This window comes from Maribacter sp. 6B07 (assembly GCF_002700155.1).
Classification (GTDB): domain Bacteria; phylum Bacteroidota; class Bacteroidia; order Flavobacteriales; family Flavobacteriaceae; genus Maribacter; species Maribacter dokdonensis.
Genome location: NZ_PDUT01000001.1, coordinates 793492 through 810158, shown reverse-complemented (window position 1 = coordinate 810158; position 16667 = coordinate 793492). Strand labels below are relative to the sequence as shown.

The window sequence follows — 16667 nt, the reverse complement described above, 5'->3', positions numbered from 1 at the left end:
GCAACAGGTTTATTTATATTATATTGGTTGCTACTTTAAATTATGTTTTTCTGAGTTATTACATGATTTTTATGTGAATATGTTAAAATAAACCAGTAGATTATAAACGTTAGCCCTAATGAAAATAACTAAACCAAGTCTTAGTTTTTGGCAAATATTCAATATGAATGTTGGGTTCTTAGGAATTCAATATAGCTTCGGATTACAGCAAACAGCAATAAACCCTATTTTTCTTTATCTAGGCGCACCAGAAGATATGTTGCCAATTTTAAATATCGCTGGGCCTGTAACGGGTTTGATCGTACAACCAATTATTGGAGCCATGTCAGATAAAACTTGGTCTGCACGTTGGGGTAGAAGAAAACCCTATTTTTTGATTGGGGCAATTTTGGGTAGTTTGTGCCTTTTTGCATTTCCTACAAGTCCGGTATTATGGTTTGCGGTTGGACTTTTATGGATTTTAGATGTGGGTAACAATATGGCAATGGAGCCTTATCGTGCTTTTGTGGGTGACAAGCTACCTGAAAAGCAGTTAAGTTTAGGCTACCAAATGCAAAGCCTTTTCGTTGGGGCTGGTATTCTTTTGGCAAACGGGTCAATAGTGCTGTTTCAGTATTTGTTTGGTGGCGAGTCTGTAGAAGTGGCGGGTACTATACCTACGTGGTTATATTACTCGTTCTATATTGGTGCAATTCTATCAATTACTACAATTCTTTATTCGGTATTAAAAACTCCCGAAATTCCTCCGTCTTCTTTAGAATTGGAGGAGATAAATGCGGCAAGGGCCAAACCCTTAATGGATCGGATAATGTTTCCTTTCAAAGAAATTGCAGAAGCTATAAAGAGAATGCCCAAATTTATGTGGAGGGTTGGAGCGGTTTATTTATTTCAATGGTATGCATTGTTTATTTATTGGCAATATACTACCCCATTATTTAAGTTGACCATGGGATATTCAACAGGAGAGGCAGCATCTCAATCTGCACAAATGAGTTTAACCTATAATGTCGTTACCATGGTTGTAGCTTTGGCGCTAGTGCCTTTGACCTTAAAATTTGGGGGTAAAAAAGTATATGCGTTGAGCTTGTTTGGTACGGCCTTATCATTATTCACCATACCTTTTATTACGGATCCCATATTGGTTTTGGTGCCAATGGTCCTATTTGGTATTGGCTGGGCGGCAATGATGGGAATACCGTATACAATGGTGTCTAAAGTGGTGCCGCAAGACAGAAGGGGGGTATATATGGGGATTTTGAATATGATGATCGTAATACCCATGGGTATAGAAACTTTGACATTTGGTCCAATCTATAAATATGTACTTGGAAATAATGCAATTAATGCAATGTTGTTCGCAGGAGCTTTCTTTGCAATTTCGGGTATTTTGGCACTAAGACTTAATGTTAGAAGTAAGGCTGCGGTTATAGATTTGTAGAAAATTGTCCGCTTTTTTCTTTCCTAAGGAAAACTATTTAATTTGTTTGCATAAATACTGTTACTATTCACTCTTTTTTGAAGAATACCTTTAAATTTGATCTTTTAAATTAGAACTTATGAGCAAGGAGAAGCAAAGAAGGGAAGCATTGGTGTACCATGCTAAACCTCAACCAGGTAAGATTAAAATAGTTCCTACAAAACCATATAGTACCCAAAGAGATCTTGCTTTGGCTTACTCGCCAGGTGTGGCAGAGCCTTGTTTAGAAATTGCAAAGAATAAGGATAATGCCTATAAATATACTTCTAAGGGGAATTTGGTAGCTATTATTTCTAATGGTACTGCGGTATTGGGATTAGGTAATATTGGTCCTGAGGCTTCAAAACCGGTTATGGAAGGTAAAGGTCTTTTGTTCAAGATCTTTGCAGATATAGATGGTATCGATATTGAGGTGGATACTGAAGATGTTGATAAATTTATTGAAACGGTAAAGATGATCGCCCCAACTTTTGGCGGTATTAATCTTGAAGATATTAAAGCTCCTGAAGCTTTTGAGATAGAGCGTAGGTTAAAAGAGGAGCTTGACATTCCTGTAATGCACGATGATCAGCACGGTACTGCTATTATTTCTGCGGCAGCGTTGTTGAATGCTCTTGAAATTGCTGAGAAGAAAATAGAAGAGGTACGTATAGTTATTAGCGGTGCCGGCGCAGCAGCAGTATCTTGTACAAAGCTTTATAAGGCTTTTGGAGCAAAGGCAGAGAATATTGTAATGCTAGATAGTAAGGGCGTTATTAGAAAAGATGCTGAGAATCTGTCGGCAGCGAAGAAAGAATTTGCAACAGATAGAAAAATAGATACCCTGGATGAGGCAATGGTAGATGCCGATGTTTTTATCGGACTTTCCATAGCTAATATTGTATCTCCTGAAATGTTGAAGTCTATGGCGCCAAATCCTATTGTTTTTGCCATGGCGAATCCTGATCCGGAGATAGCATATGATTTGGCAATAGATACCCGTAAAGATATAATCATGGCAACGGGAAGGTCTGATCATCCTAACCAGGTAAATAATGTTCTTGGTTTTCCATTTATATTCCGTGGAGCTTTAGATGTAAGGGCTACGGCAATTAATGAAGCTATGAAAATGGCTGCGGTAAAAGCTTTGGCCGAATTAACAAAGCAACCAGTGCCGGAACAGGTAAATATTGCATACGGTGAAACTAGATTAACATTTGGCAGGGAATATATAATACCAAAACCTTTTGATCAGCGACTTATACATGAGGTACCACCTGCCGTGGCCAAGGCGGCAATGGATAGTGGTGTGGCAAAAGCGCCTATTTCAGATTGGGATAAGTATAAAGAGGAATTAATGCTTAGATCCGGTAACGATAATAAAGTGGTTAGGCTGTTACATGGTAGGGCACGTAGTAATGCGAAGAAAATAGTTTTTGCCGAAGCGGATCATTTAGATGTGTTGAAAGCGGCACAAATTGTTCATGAGGAAGGCATTGCCGAACCTATTCTTTTAGGAAGAAAAGACATTATTCTGGAGCTTAAAAAGGAGCTGGAATTTGATGCTGATATAGCTATAATCGATCCAATGTCCGATGAGTTTGATGAACGTCATGTACGTTATGCTACCAAGTATTGGGAAAGTAGAAAAAGAAGCGGGGTTACATTTTACAGTGCAAAGATAAAAATGCGCGAGCGTAACTATTTTGGTGCAATGATGGTACTTGAGGGTGATGCTGATGGTATGGTCTCTGGTTATTCTAGAGCTTATCCTACGGTAGTAAAACCTATTTTAGAGGTTATCGGTAGAGCTTCCGGTGTAAAGAAAGTAGCTACGGTAAATATTATGATTACCGAAAGAGGACCGTTATTTTTGGCGGATACCTCTATTAATATAGAACCAAATGCCGAAGAATTGGCAGATATTGCAAAAATGACGGCTAATGTAGCGTCAACGTTTGGTTTTGATCCTGTATTGGCAATGTTAAGCTATGCCAATTTTGGTTCTTCAACACATCCTAACGCAACAAAGGTGAGAGAAGCTGTACGTATTCTTCATGAAACTGCACCAAATTTGGTAGTCGATGGGGAAATTCAAACAGATTTCGCCTTGAACAAAGAATTACATGAAAGTAAATTCCCGTTTTCTAAGCTTGCCGGTAGAAAGGTGAACACTTTGATCTTTCCTAATTTGGAATCATCGAACATTACGTACAAATTGTTGAAAGAGTTAAATGGAGCGGATTCAATTGGTCCTATAATGGTAGGTTTAAGAAAGGCAGTTCATATTATGCAACTGGGTGCTAGTGTAGATGAAATCGTAAACATGGCAGCTGTGGCCGTAATAGATGCTCAAGAAAGAGAAAAAAGAAAAAAGGCAAAAGGATCTAAATAAAAGTTTAATAATAGAAAAACATAAATGGGGAAATAGGTAGGCATACTTTTTTCCCCTTTTAATTTAAAGGAACATGATACACCACTTAAAAGGAAAATTAGTAGAGAAAAACCCAACTCATGTTATTATTGAATGTGGTGGGGTTGGTTATTTTGTAAATATTTCTTTGAATACTTTTTCAAAGTTGCCGGAACAGGAAAACATTTCTGTATTTACGCACCTACAAGTGAAAGAAGATTCTCACACACTCTTCGGTTTTGTTGAAAAATCAGAGCGTGAGATTTTTAGATTGTTGTTATCGGTTTCTGGTATTGGCTCAAGTATAGCAAGAACCATGCTTTCTTCAATGTCACCTTCTCAAGTAAGGGATGCTATTGCCAATGGTGATGTTGCTTCAATACAAGCTGTAAAAGGTATTGGTGCCAAAACTGCCCAGCGTGTAATTTTAGATCTTAGGGATAAGGTCTTAAAAGTTTACGATATAGACGAACTTTCGTTAAGTACAAACAATACAAATAAAGATGAAGCGTTATCTGCTTTAGAAGTTCTAGGCTTCGCACGTAAACAATCAGAGAGGGTTGTCGATAAAGTGCTTGGTCAAGATGCTTCGCTAAGTGTCGAGAATATAATTAAACTCGCGCTCAAAAATTTGTAATAAGTTTGAAAAACGGGGTAACTAAATTTCTTAAAATTTCTTTTAAGCACATCTTTGTATTCTTTATGTTTTTGGGTTCTATAACTTCGGTTGTGGCTCAAGAGACTGAAGCGCAAGAGATTGATTCTGTGAAAACTGGGTTTGATTTGGGTAGAATCCTAATTGAGAATCCAGATAGTATTGTATCTAGATATATTTACGACCCTAATTTAGATCGCTATATCTACAATGAAAGTGTTGGCGAATTTAATATTGGTTATCCGATTATTCTTACACCGGAACAGTATTTTAAGCTGATCGAAGAAGAAGGTATTAAGTCTTACTTCAAAGAAAAATCAGACGCTTATGCCGGTAAAAAAGAAGGTAGTGAGGAAGCCCGAAAAAATCTTCTTCCTAATTTTTATGTAAATAATGATTTCTTTTCTACCATTTTTGGCGGTAATACTATTGAGATAATTCCACAAGGATCCGTTGCAATGGATTTGGGGGTTATATGGCAAAAGAATGATAACCCATCTTTATCACCTAGAAATAGAACTAACCTTTCGTTCGATTTTGATCAGCGTATTAGTCTTAGTATGCTAGGGAAAATTGGAGAGCGTTTACAAGTGACGGCCAACTATGATACGGAGGCAACTTTTGATTTTCAGAATATCGTAAAATTGGATTATACCCCAACGGAAGATGATATCATTCAATCTATAGAAGTAGGTAACGTTAATATGCCACTTAATAGCTCACTGATTTCAGGAGCGCAAAGTTTATTTGGTGTAAAGACCAAATTGCAGTTCGGTAAAACCTCTGTAACGGCTGTTTTTTCAGAACAACGTTCGCAAAATAATACGGTAGTTGCCCAAGGTGGTGGTACAGTAAATGAGTTTTCTTTATCTGCGTTGGACTATGATGAAAACAGACACTTTTTCTTAGCGCAATATTTTAGGGATAACTATGATAATGCACTTTCTTCTTACCCTTATATACAGAGTCAAGTACAAATTACCCGTATAGAAGTTTGGATTACCAATAGAACCCAACAAACCTTGAATGTACGTAACGTGGTGGCCATACAGGATTTAGGTGAGGCAGATATTACCAAGACCAGGGTTGGTCAAAACAATGGTAGTGCAAGTGGATTTTTCAAAGGTCCGGCAGATGTAAGACCAAGAAACAACGCCAATGATTATGATCCTGCTTTAATTTTGAGCGGTAATGGTGCATTGAACGATAACATAAGAGAAATTGCAACGGTAGAAAGTGGTTTCAATGCCGGTAGTTTTGCAGGCGGTTACAGTCCTAATCAAGGGTTTGATTATGCATATCTAGAAAATGCCCGAAAGTTGGAACAAGGCAGGGATTTTGATTTCAACTCTCAACTGGGGTACATTTCTTTAAACCAACGCCTAAGTAATGATGAGGTTTTAGGTGTTGCTTACCAGTATACTTTTCAAGGTCAAGTATACCAAGTAGGTGAATTTGCAAATGGAGGTATAGAAGCTACTACGGTTACACAAGATGTAAGTACGGTAATTGAAAACAATACTTTGATTCTTAAGCTTCTTAAAAGTAATATTACCAATATCACTGATCCAATTTGGGATCTTATGATGAAGAACATTTACGCAACCGGAGCTTACAGTTTAAGCCAAGAAGATTTTAAGATGAATATCTTATATTCTGATCCTACTGCAAGAAACTATATTACGCCTATTGAAGAAGGTCCTGGTTCTGGTTGGCCAGAAGGTTTAGAAGAACGTATTCTATTAAATGTATTCAACTTAGATAGGTTAAATGTCTACAATGATATTCAGCCCGGTGGAGATGGTTTTTTTGATTTTATCAGTGGCCAGACTATCGATATACAGAACGGTAGAATAATATTTACCAAAGTTGAACCTTTTGGGGAGTTCTTATATGAGCAATTGGAAAATGGTAATAGTGGTCAGTACGATGTAACCTCTGGCTATAATGCCAACCAAGAGCAGTATGTATTTAGAGATATGTATGCTTTGACCAAAACGGCCGCACTGCAAGACCCTGAAAAAAATAAGTTTTTATTAAAAGGTACGTATAAATCAGAAGGTAGTAATGGTATTTCTATTGGAGCTTTTAATGTTCCGCAGGGATCCGTAACGGTAACCGCCAATGGTAGAACATTACAAGAAGGTATAGATTATACGGTAAACTATCAATCGGGTACGGTTCAAATTTTAGATCCAAGTTTAGAGGCTTCCAATGTGCCTATTAATATTTCAGTAGAAAACAACGCGGTATTTGGACAACAAACACGTCGTTTTACAGGTGTTAATGTAGAGCATCAATTCAATGAAAAATTTGTTTTAGGGGGTACATTGTTAAACTTGAACGAAAGACCCCTAACCCAGAAATCTACATACGGAGTGGAATCTGTGAACAATACCATTTTTGGGTTGAACACTAACTTTTCTACTGAGGTTCCTTTTTTAACCCGTATGGTAAATAAGCTGCCTAATATAGATACAGATGTGCCTTCTAATATTTCCGTAAGGGCAGAAATGGCCGCTTTGATACCAAGTTCACCTAAAAACGCGGATTTTGAAGGGGAGACCACTACTTATCTAGATGATTTTGAAGGTGCGCAGGCCTTAATAGATATTAGAGCTTCGCTTGGTTGGTCTTTAGCAAGTATGCCTTTGGAGTTTGGTAATGATGATCAATCTTTTGGTAGTTCTCCAGATGATCCAAATAATTTATTAAATGGTTATAATAGGGCAAAACTATCTTGGTATACTATTGATCCAATTTTCTATACTACGCAAAGGCCTTCTACTATTAGTGATGATGATATCTCTACTAATGCTACACGTAGGGTGTATATAGATGAAGTTTTTCCAGAGACCGATGTGGCACAGGGGCAGACCCAGGTGCAGTCTACTTTGGATATGGTATATTACCCATCGGTAAAGGGACCGTATAACAATAATCCAGATTTTGAAAACGAAGCTCCTACAGAAAAATGGGGAGGAATGATGCGTTCTTTGAGCAGTACGGATTTTGAACAGAGTAATGTAGAGTTTGTTCAGTTTTGGGTGATGGATCCTTATGTAGATGGTATTGCAAATGGGGCAGGTGAATTGGTACTTAACTTGGGTAATATATCTGAGGATATTTTACGTGATGGTAAAAAGCAGTATGAAAACGGTTTGCCTGGTGTTGATAGTAATGATTTTGTTTCCCCTACTTCATGGGGTGAAGTGCCGGCAACACAATCTTTAGTGTATGCTTTTGATGCCGATGAAAATAACAGGGTATTACAGGATATTGGTTTTGATGGTTTGGATGATGCACGTGAAGTAGACGTATATACCAACAATGCTGGTGATGACCCTGCATTGGATAACTATGTATATTATTTAAATAGGGAAGGTAGCATATTAGAAAGATATCAAGACTTCAATAATCCACAAGGTAACTCACCTGTTTCGGTAACAAATACAGATAGAGGTTCTACAACCCTACCTGACGTAGAAGATGTTGATAGGGATTTAACCATGAATACGGTGAATAGTTATTATGAGTATAGAATTGCCATAAAGCCAAATACTACAATTAATGACGAGTATGTAACCGATATTATAGAAGGTACCGCTAGTGGGGATTTTAGAATACCTAATGGAGACGAGGTTAATTACCGTTGGATCCAATATAAGATTCCGTTAAGTGACTTTACCGATGCGGTGGGTGGTATTACGGATTTTAGGTCTATTAGTTTTATGCGTATGTATATGACCGGTTTCAATAGTCCTACTGTTCTACGTTTTGCTACTTTGGATTTGGTTAGGGGAGATTGGCGTACATATACAAATACGCTGCAAGATCCAGATGTGGATAGTGATCCTTCTGATGACGGTACTACTTTAGATGTAAACACGGTAAATATTGAAGAGAATAGTAGTAGAACTCCAATTCCATACGTTCTGCCTCCGGGCGTTATAAGGGAGCAGTTAAATAATAACAATACTATTATTAGACAAAATGAGCAATCTCTCTCCTTGACGGTATCTAACCTAGAGTCTGAAGATTCACGCGGAGTATTTAAAAACTTGAATGTTGACATTCGTCAATATGAGAAATTGAAAATGTTTATTCATGCCGAGAAGATTGTAGATAGTGATTATGCAGATACATCTACACCATTGGTTGGTTTTTTAAGAATGGGTACAGATTTTACCCAAAACTATTACCAAATAGAATTGCCTTTGGAATTCACTCCTTTTACAGCAGCTTCAGATGAAGAAATATGGCCGGAAAATAATGAAATGAACATTGTACTTAGTGATTTAACCAAGGTGAAATCGCAATGGATCGCGGATGGTGATCTTAATGATGTTCGTTTCTTTGAAATTGAAAACGGGGAAGTTATTCCTGTTGGTGAGTTCGATGTGCGTACGCCCGGCAGGTTACGTATTGGTATAAAAGGTAATCCGTCTTTGGGTAGTATACGTACTATGATGGTGGGTGTAAAAAACCAAGATATACTACCGGCAAGAGGTGAGGTGTGGTTCAATGAACTTCGTTTAGCAGGTTTGGACAATAATGGAGGGTGGGCAGCTATTGCCGCTGTAGATGGTAATATTGCAGATTTTGCCAATTTTAGTGCAACAGGTAGTAAGAGTACTTCTGGTTTTGGCTCTATAGATCAAATGCCAAATGAACGTGCCCGTGAAGATGCGGTTTCGTATGATGTGGTTACCAATGTTAACGTTGGTCAATTGCTGCCTAAGAAATGGGGTATACAGCTACCTTTTAATTATGGTGTTTCTGAACAATTGATTACACCGGAATTCGACCCTGTTTATGATGATTTAAAATTAGAGGATAGAATTGCTGCAGAAGATACCCAAGAGGGTAAAGATGAAGTTTTGGAACAAGCTGAAGATTACACTAAGCGTACCAGTATCAACTTAATTGGGGTTAGAAAGGATAGAGGTGAAGAGGCCGATGCCAATTTTTATGATATTGAAAACTTTACCTTTAACTATAGTTATAATGAAACCGATCATAGAGATTTTGAAATTGCAGAGTTAAGGGAACAAAGTGTAAATACCGGTTTTGTATATAATCATAGTTTTGACCCTGTAGAGGTAGCGCCTTTTGCTAAAAAAGATTCCCTTTTTACAGGCAAATATTGGAAATGGTTAAAAGATCTTAATTTAAACCTGTTGCCATCAAATATAGGGGTTACTTCTAATATCAATAGGCAATTTAATGCACAGCGTTTTAGGGATGTGTATACTGATGGTGAAGATAGACTTGAGTTGCCAGAATTGCAGCAGCGTAACTATTTGTTCAATTGGCAATATGCGGTCAATTATAATTTGACCAAATCGTTACGTTTGAATTTGACCGGCTCTAACAATAATATAGTTAGAAATTATTTGAACGAAGATGAACCTTTAGAGTCAACGGATAGAATTAATAATGAGTTGGGAATGTGGGACGGCTTCTTTGATGTTGGTGAACCTAACAGGCATTCTCAGCAAATGCAGTTGAATTATGATGTGCCTTTTTCCAAAATACCTGCATTGGATTTCATTAGTACACAATATTCATATACCAGTAATTTTGATTGGCAAAGAGGTGGAGATGCGTTGTTTGAAGTAGCGGGAGAATACATTAATACGGTACAGAATGCCAATACGCATACTATAACGTCATCATTGACCATGCAGAAGTTCTATGATATGCTTGGGCTTAAAAAGCGCGAAGCTCCAAGGGCAGGTGCAAGAGGACCTATCCGAAGAGACAAATCCGGTGCATTGGCAGAAGATCAAGAAAAAATAAAAGGTAAGACCAGTGATTTGTTCAATACCGTAGTAGATATTGTAACTATGGTTAAAAGATTGAACCTGAACTATAGTGAGAACAATGGAACGGTGCTTCCGGGTTATACACAATCTGTTGGGTTTGTTGGTACTACCAAACCTACCATTGGATTCTTGTTCGGTAGTCAGTCAGATGTCCGTTTTGAAGCTGCTAGAAACGGTTGGTTAACTGGTTTTGAAGATTTCAATGAGCAATTCATCCAAAGAACAAATAAGCAATTGAATATTACCGCTACGGCACAACCTACTAAAGATATTACGATAGATTTAGTAGCGGACCGTCAATATTCGGATAGTTACCAAGAAAACTTTAATGTTGTTGATCAAGAGTATAACCTACAGTTGGGTAATAATTATGGTAGTTTCAGTATCTCTACAATGATGATCGGTACAGCCTTTGGTAAGAGCGATGAGTTTGATTCAAGTACTTTTCAGCAGTTTAAGGATAATAGAATTACAATAGCCAATAGGTTGATCGCTGATCGATCTCAACCTGTGGGTGATCTAGATGAAGATGGTTTTCCTCAGTTATATGGTAAAACTCAACAAGAGGTATTGTTACCAGCGTTCTTTGCGGCATATACAGGGCAAGATGCTGAGCGTGTAAACTTAGATACCTTTAGGGATATTCCTATTCCTAATTGGAACATTAAGTATACCGGACTAATGAAGAGTAAATGGTTTAAAAAGAAATTCAAACGTTTTTCTTTGAGTCATGGATATCGCGCATCATATAGTATAAACTCGTACCAAACGAATTTAGAAAAGGTGCAATTGGTTAAAGATAATCCGGGTGAGTTTGCAATAAATGAAGAGAATTTAGATCTCTTGCCAGATTTGATATTAAATAACGTTGTTCTTACAGATCAGTTTAATCCGTTGATCCGTGTAGATTTTGAAATGATCAACTCGGTAAGTGTCTTAGCAGAAGTTAGAACAGATAGAGCCTTATCATTAAGTTTTGATAATAATTTAATGACAGAGATCAATGGTAAAGAATATACGGTTGGTTTGGGCTATCGCTTTAAAGATGTAAAATTCGTTACCAATATTGGTGGTAATAAAACAAGGTTAAAAGGTGATTTAAACCTAAAAGCCGATGTTACCTTAAGAGATAATATTACCATCATTAGAAATTTGGATATTAATAACAATCAAATTACTTCGGGTCAAAATTTAATGTCATTGAAGTTTACGGCAGATTATGCATTGAGTAAAAGCTTGAACGCCCTGTTTTTTTACGATCATTCATTCTCCAAATTTGCTGTATCAACTGCCTTTCCACAAACTACGATTAATACAGGTTTTACACTTCGTTATAATTTTGGTAATTAATACGGTTGTTTCGTAAAAGTATGCCCCAATAATTATGTAGGCTTTTAAACAAATCATTACATAGGTAAATATTTTGATAACCTAAGTTGAAAACTTTACATTTGCCGAAGTAAAAAATAATAATAGATTACAATGAACATACCAGCTGAATTAAAATATACAAAAGATCACGAGTGGGTTAAAATAGACGGTGACATTGCTACGGTAGGTATTACAGATTTCGCACAAGGTGAATTAGGTGATATTGTTTATGTAGAAGTAGACACTTTAGATGAAACCTTGGATCGTGAGGCTATCTTTGGTACTGTTGAAGCTGTTAAAACGGTATCTGATTTATTTTCCCCATTATCAGGTGAAATTATTGAGTTCAACGAAGGTTTAGAAGATGAACCTGAAAAGGTGAATTCTGATCCCTATGGAGAAGGTTGGATGGTGAAAATTAAATTTAGCGATGCAAGCGAGCTAGATGATTTGTTGAGTGATGCTGCATATAAAGAGATAATTGGTGGTTAAAAACACTATTTTCAAAGTACTTTTCATAAGCTGGATGATGTTCGTAACATTTTTCAGCTTATTTTCTTTATCAGGTGTTGGTACTTCTAGGTTCAACATACCGCATATGGATAAGGCCGTGCATTTTACCTTTTACTCCGTTATGGTGGTCTTAGGTTATTTGGCAATGAGGAGCAAAACAGTCCAGCAGGCTAAGCGTTCTAAGTTGTTGTGGTACATAGTTTTATTTGCTGTAACATACGGCATAATTATTGAGGTATTACAACATGTATTGACGACTGATCGTCACGGTGATCCTTTAGATGCACTTGCAAATTCAATAGGGGCTTTTGTAGGAATGTTTGTCATAAGATTTCTATTTTTTAGAACCCCGTCGTTAAAATGAAAATTTTAGTTGCATTTTTATGGATTAATTAGTTAAATTAGCAATCACTAAATTGAATATATATGGAACCTAAAAAGAATCCAAAGGCGGATTTAACAAAGAACAGCAGTCTTTATTTCGTTATCGGTTTATTTGCAGTAATGTTATTTACTTATGTAGCATTTGAGTGGAAAACTTATGATGAGGTAAACGATTATGATATTTCTATGAATGTGGATGATCTTTTAGATGAAGAAGTTCCAATGACAGAACAGATCAAAACTCCACCACCTCCACCGCCACCAGCTGCACCAGAAATTATTGAGGTTGTTGAAGATGAAGAAGAGGTTGAAGAAACTGTAATAGAGTCTACAGAAACCAGTCAAGAAGAGGAAATCGTTGAGGTTGAAGACGTTGTTGTAGATGAAATTGAAGAGGATGTAGATGTACCTTTCGCAGTAATTGAAGATGTACCTGTATTCCCAGGTTGTGAAAATGAAAGTGATAAAAGAGCTTGTTTCAATAAAATGATTCAAAAGCACATTGGTAAAAACTTCCGTTACCCAGAAATTGCTCAAGAAATGGGTGTTCAAGGTAGAGTTAGTGTAATGTTCGTAATTCAGAAAGATGGTAGTATCGGTAACGTAAGAATGCGTGGTCCAGATAAAAACCTTGAAGCTGAAGCTGCTAGAATTATCAACAAGTTGCCTAAAATGACACCGGGTAAACAAAGAGGTAGAGCGGTACGTGTTCCTTTTAGTATTCCAATTAACTTTAAGTTACAGTAACAATATATTAGAATTTATTTGTAAAAAGATCCTGAGTTAAGCTCAGGATTTTTTTTGTTTCAACTTTTTAGTGAATATCAACGTAAACATTAACGTTGATCAGATTTAATTGGAATTTTATTTAAATGCAAATGGTGACATTTTCAATAAATCTAGAAATAAAGGTTTTAGGTTGCAGAAATATGACTGGGGCGTTATCTTTGCAGACCTATTTTAAAAAGTATGAAGACGGCCGTTGGTTCGGTAAAGAATAGTGCATTTGCATTGATTTTTGCCGATTTTAAGGAGATTACCAAAGCTAGATTAGCTATTAGTGTCGTTTTTTCTTCCTTAGCAGGTTATTTCTTGGGTGCTTACGAAATACAATGGGGGCAAGTGCTTCTTTTGGCTTTTGGTGGTTATTGTATGGTAGGTGCCAGTAATGCCTACAACCAGGTCATTGAAAAAGATTTGGATGCCTTAATGAAGCGTACTAAGAATAGACCAATTCCCGCTGGGCGTATGTCTGTTAATATTGCCATGGCAGTGGCTATAGTACTTACTTTATTGGGTGTATTGTCTCTATACCTTCTGAATCCAAAAACTGCCATGTTTGGTGCTATATCCATATTCCTTTACACTAGCGTATATACACCTTTAAAAACAATAACCCCGTTAGCGGTATTTGTAGGTGCAATACCAGGAGCAATACCTTTTATGTTGGGTTGGGTAGCTGCTACAAATGATTTTGGAATAGAACCGGGAACTCTATTTATGATTCAGTTTTTTTGGCAGTTTCCACATTTTTGGGCCTTAGGTTGGATGTTGGACGATGATTATAGAAGCGGAGGTTTTAAGATGCTTCCCACAGGTAAGAAAGATGCAGCTACCGTACTTCAAATAATAATGTACACTATTTGGATGATGGCGGTATCTATAATACCGGTATTTGGTATAACGGGTAGATTGCAATTGTCTATAGTGGCAGCTGTTGTTATTTTCTTGATGGGTGCGGTTATGCTAGGCTTTGCTTTTCAGTTATATAGAAATAGGGATAACGTTTCCGCAAGAAAATTAATGTTGGCAAGTGTTAGTTATATAACATTAATGCAAATAGTGTACGTAATAGATAAATTTTTAGCTTAAATATGGATTTAACACAGGGTACGGAGGCAGAGAAAAAAGCTAGGGCGAAAAAAATGATGCTTTGGTTTGGTATTATTAGCCTTCTAATGAGTTTTGCAGGGTGGACAAGTGCTTACATAGTTAGTCGCTCTAGAGAAGATTGGGTTAGTGAAATTCAATTGCCAAATGCTTTTTTGTATAGTACGATCGTTATAATCATCAGTAGCGTTTCATATATGTTGGCAAAAAAGGCTATTAAAGATGGAGAAAAAGCCAGTGGTACTAAATGGCTTTGGATAACGTTAGGTTTAGGGATATTGTTTGTGTTGCTTCAGTTTTCTGGATTTTCAGAAATGGTGGCCAAAGGATATTATTTTACAGGGCCAACAAGTGGTATTAAGGTTTCCTTTGTATTTTTAATTGCAATGGTCCATGTAGTACATGTGGTGGCGGGTATGATATCATTATTAGTGGTGTTATACAATCAAAACAAAGGAAAATATAGTCCGGAAAACTATTTAGGTGTTACCTTAGGGGCTACATTTTGGCATTTTTTAGATTTATTATGGATCTATTTGGTGTTATTTATGTTCTTTGTAAAATAAAATGTGAATCAAAATTAGTTTTGGTGCAAATTGCGTTTTTAAATAGTTCAAAAAGATGTAAATTTGCTAAAGTTTTATTAAAACGATAAATAATTATATGAATTCTACGGTGACTACGGGAACGGAAACAAGCGTATGGGGTGGAGGTAATCAACCCTTAGGAGCAAGCTATGGTAAAATGATGATGTGGTTTTTCATTGTTTCAGATGCTTTGACTTTCTCTGGATTTTTAGCAGCTTATGGCTTTTCAAGATTTAAGTTTATTGAAACATGGCCCATTGCGGACGAGGTGTTTACACACGTTCCTTTCTTTCATGGTAATTATCCCATGATTTATGTGGCTTTTATGACGTTTGTTTTAATTATGTCATCTGTAACTATGGTATTGGCTGTAGATGCAGGACATAAAATGAAAAAGAATGCCGTTATCTGGTACATGTTCGCTACGGTTATCGGTGGTATAATCTTCGTTGGTTCTCAGGCATGGGAGTGGGGAACTTTTATCAAAGGTGATTACGGTGCTTTAGAAACAAAAGGTGGTAGAATTTTGCAGTTTGTTGATGCTGGTGATACCGAAAAGAGAGTTGCATTGTCAGATTTTGCAACTTCTATTCCAAGTGAAAGAACTGAGCATGAGAGAAAGAATGGTGTTTGGTTTTATCAAGAACCAGGACTTACAAGTGTTTCTTTAAATGAGGTTGTAGAAGGTTTTAAGGCTAATCCTAATATTTTGATCAGAACTGAATTGATCAATGAAGAAGGTAAGAAGACCGTATTGGATAGAAAGGCTTCTTTGGCTAAATTGGCAGATGCTACACAAGTTGTGGAAGGTGCTAACCTAATTCATAATGAATATGGAAGCAGATTGTTTGCAGATTTCTTTTTCTTTATCACAGGTTTCCACGGTTTTCACGTTTTCTCAGGGGTAGTGATCAATATTATTATTTGGTTTAATGTTATTCTTGGTACTTATGAAAGAAGAGGACATTATGAAATGGTGGAAAAGGTTGGTTTATACTGGCACTTTGTAGATTTAGTTTGGGTATTTGTATTTACCTTCTTCTACTTGGTATAATCCTTTTAACAATAAACAGCATTACTGTAAATAGAATTTTAGATTAAAGTAACATGGCAGACGGACATAAATTAGAGATTTTTAGAGGGCTTGTAAAGTTCAAATCTAACACACAGAAAATCTGGGGAGTATTGGCATTTTTGACCTTAATAACTGCAGTAGAGGTAGTTTTAGGTATCATTAAGCCAGCATCATTAACCGATACCTATATATTGGGAATGAAACTGATCAATTGGGTGTTTATCATATTAACCTTGGTAAAAGCGTATTATATAGCTTGGGATTTTATGCACTTACGTGATGAAAAATCTTCTCTAAGAAGAGCCATAGTTTGGACACCAATATTCTTGGTCATTTATTTGACGTTTATCCTTCTGGTCGAAGCTGATTACATTTATAATGTTTATAAAGATGGTTTTATAAGTTGGAACTTCTAGGGTATAATTAACAATATTAAAAGACGGTTATATAACCGTCTTTTTTATTTTTGTATACTTTGTATTTAACAATTGTTTT

General features: G+C 36.6%; 11 protein-coding genes. All 11 read left to right on the top strand.

The genetic code is table 11. The features are described 5' to 3' along the window. Positions 1–118 precede the first annotated feature (118 nt). Complete coding sequence (locus CSC80_RS03445) at positions 119–1438, top strand: MFS transporter (protein ID WP_099189774.1); 1320 nt, start codon at positions 119–121, stop codon at positions 1436–1438. Between the two features lie 118 nt (positions 1439–1556). Beyond that, positions 1557–3851 (top strand): NADP-dependent malic enzyme, encoded by a 2295-nt coding sequence (locus tag CSC80_RS03440; RefSeq protein ID WP_058103940.1) that lies wholly within the window; start codon positions 1557–1559, stop codon positions 3849–3851. 73 nt (positions 3852–3924) lie between these two features. Further along, positions 3925–4506: a Holliday junction branch migration protein RuvA gene (gene ruvA, locus CSC80_RS03435; RefSeq protein ID WP_058103939.1), complete on the top strand. Its 582-nt coding sequence runs from the start codon at positions 3925–3927 to the stop codon at positions 4504–4506. A gap of 65 nt (positions 4507–4571) precedes the next feature. Continuing rightward, positions 4572–11702 (top strand): cell surface protein SprA, encoded by a 7131-nt coding sequence (gene sprA / locus CSC80_RS03430; protein ID WP_099189772.1) that lies wholly within the window; start codon positions 4572–4574, stop codon positions 11700–11702. A 132-nt stretch (positions 11703–11834) separates the two neighbouring features. After that, positions 11835–12215 (top strand): glycine cleavage system protein GcvH, encoded by a 381-nt coding sequence (gene gcvH, locus CSC80_RS03425; RefSeq protein WP_099189770.1) that lies wholly within the window; start codon positions 11835–11837, stop codon positions 12213–12215. After that, entirely contained in the window at positions 12208–12600 is a 393-nt protein-coding gene (locus CSC80_RS03420) for a VanZ family protein (RefSeq protein WP_156894561.1), read from the top strand. The genes gcvH and CSC80_RS03420 overlap by 8 nt, the downstream gene beginning before the upstream one ends. Positions 12601–12662: 62 nt before the next feature. Further along, positions 12663–13367: an energy transducer TonB gene (locus CSC80_RS03415; protein WP_058103935.1), complete on the top strand. Its 705-nt coding sequence runs from the start codon at positions 12663–12665 to the stop codon at positions 13365–13367. A 222-nt stretch (positions 13368–13589) separates the two neighbouring features. After that, complete coding sequence (gene cyoE, locus CSC80_RS03410; protein ID WP_099189768.1) at positions 13590–14492, top strand: heme o synthase; 903 nt, start codon at positions 13590–13592, stop codon at positions 14490–14492. A 2-nt stretch (positions 14493–14494) separates the two neighbouring features. Beyond that, positions 14495–15076: a cytochrome c oxidase subunit 3 gene (locus CSC80_RS03405; RefSeq protein ID WP_074672003.1), complete on the top strand. Its 582-nt coding sequence runs from the start codon at positions 14495–14497 to the stop codon at positions 15074–15076. 97 nt (positions 15077–15173) lie between these two features. Then, complete coding sequence (locus tag CSC80_RS03400; protein WP_058103932.1) at positions 15174–16151, top strand: cytochrome c oxidase subunit 3; 978 nt, start codon at positions 15174–15176, stop codon at positions 16149–16151. Positions 16152–16204: 53 nt separating this feature from the next. Beyond that, positions 16205–16588 (top strand): cytochrome C oxidase subunit IV family protein, encoded by a 384-nt coding sequence (locus CSC80_RS03395; RefSeq protein WP_058103931.1) that lies wholly within the window; start codon positions 16205–16207, stop codon positions 16586–16588. Positions 16589–16667 lie beyond the last annotated feature (79 nt).

Bases quoted from the DNA above. Each gene is read 5' to 3' on its own strand.
- CSC80_RS03405 (WP_074672003.1), top strand. From the start codon at position 14,495: ATGGATTTAACACAGGGTACGGAGGCAGAGAAAAAAGCTAGGGCGAAA.
- cyoE (WP_099189768.1), top strand. From the start codon at position 13,590: ATGAAGACGGCCGTTGGTTCGGTAAAGAATAGTGCATTTGCATTGATT.
- CSC80_RS03400 (WP_058103932.1), top strand. From the start codon at position 15,174: ATGAATTCTACGGTGACTACGGGAACGGAAACAAGCGTATGGGGTGGA.
- CSC80_RS03395 (WP_058103931.1), top strand. From the start codon at position 16,205: ATGGCAGACGGACATAAATTAGAGATTTTTAGAGGGCTTGTAAAGTTC.
- gcvH (WP_099189770.1), top strand. From the start codon at position 11,835: ATGAACATACCAGCTGAATTAAAATATACAAAAGATCACGAGTGGGTT.
- CSC80_RS03415 (WP_058103935.1), top strand. From the start codon at position 12,663: ATGGAACCTAAAAAGAATCCAAAGGCGGATTTAACAAAGAACAGCAGT.
- CSC80_RS03445 (WP_099189774.1), top strand. From the start codon at position 119: ATGAAAATAACTAAACCAAGTCTTAGTTTTTGGCAAATATTCAATATG.
- CSC80_RS03440 (WP_058103940.1), top strand. From the start codon at position 1,557: ATGAGCAAGGAGAAGCAAAGAAGGGAAGCATTGGTGTACCATGCTAAA.
- ruvA (WP_058103939.1), top strand. From the start codon at position 3,925: ATGATACACCACTTAAAAGGAAAATTAGTAGAGAAAAACCCAACTCAT.
- sprA (WP_099189772.1), top strand. From the start codon at position 4,572: ATGTTTTTGGGTTCTATAACTTCGGTTGTGGCTCAAGAGACTGAAGCG.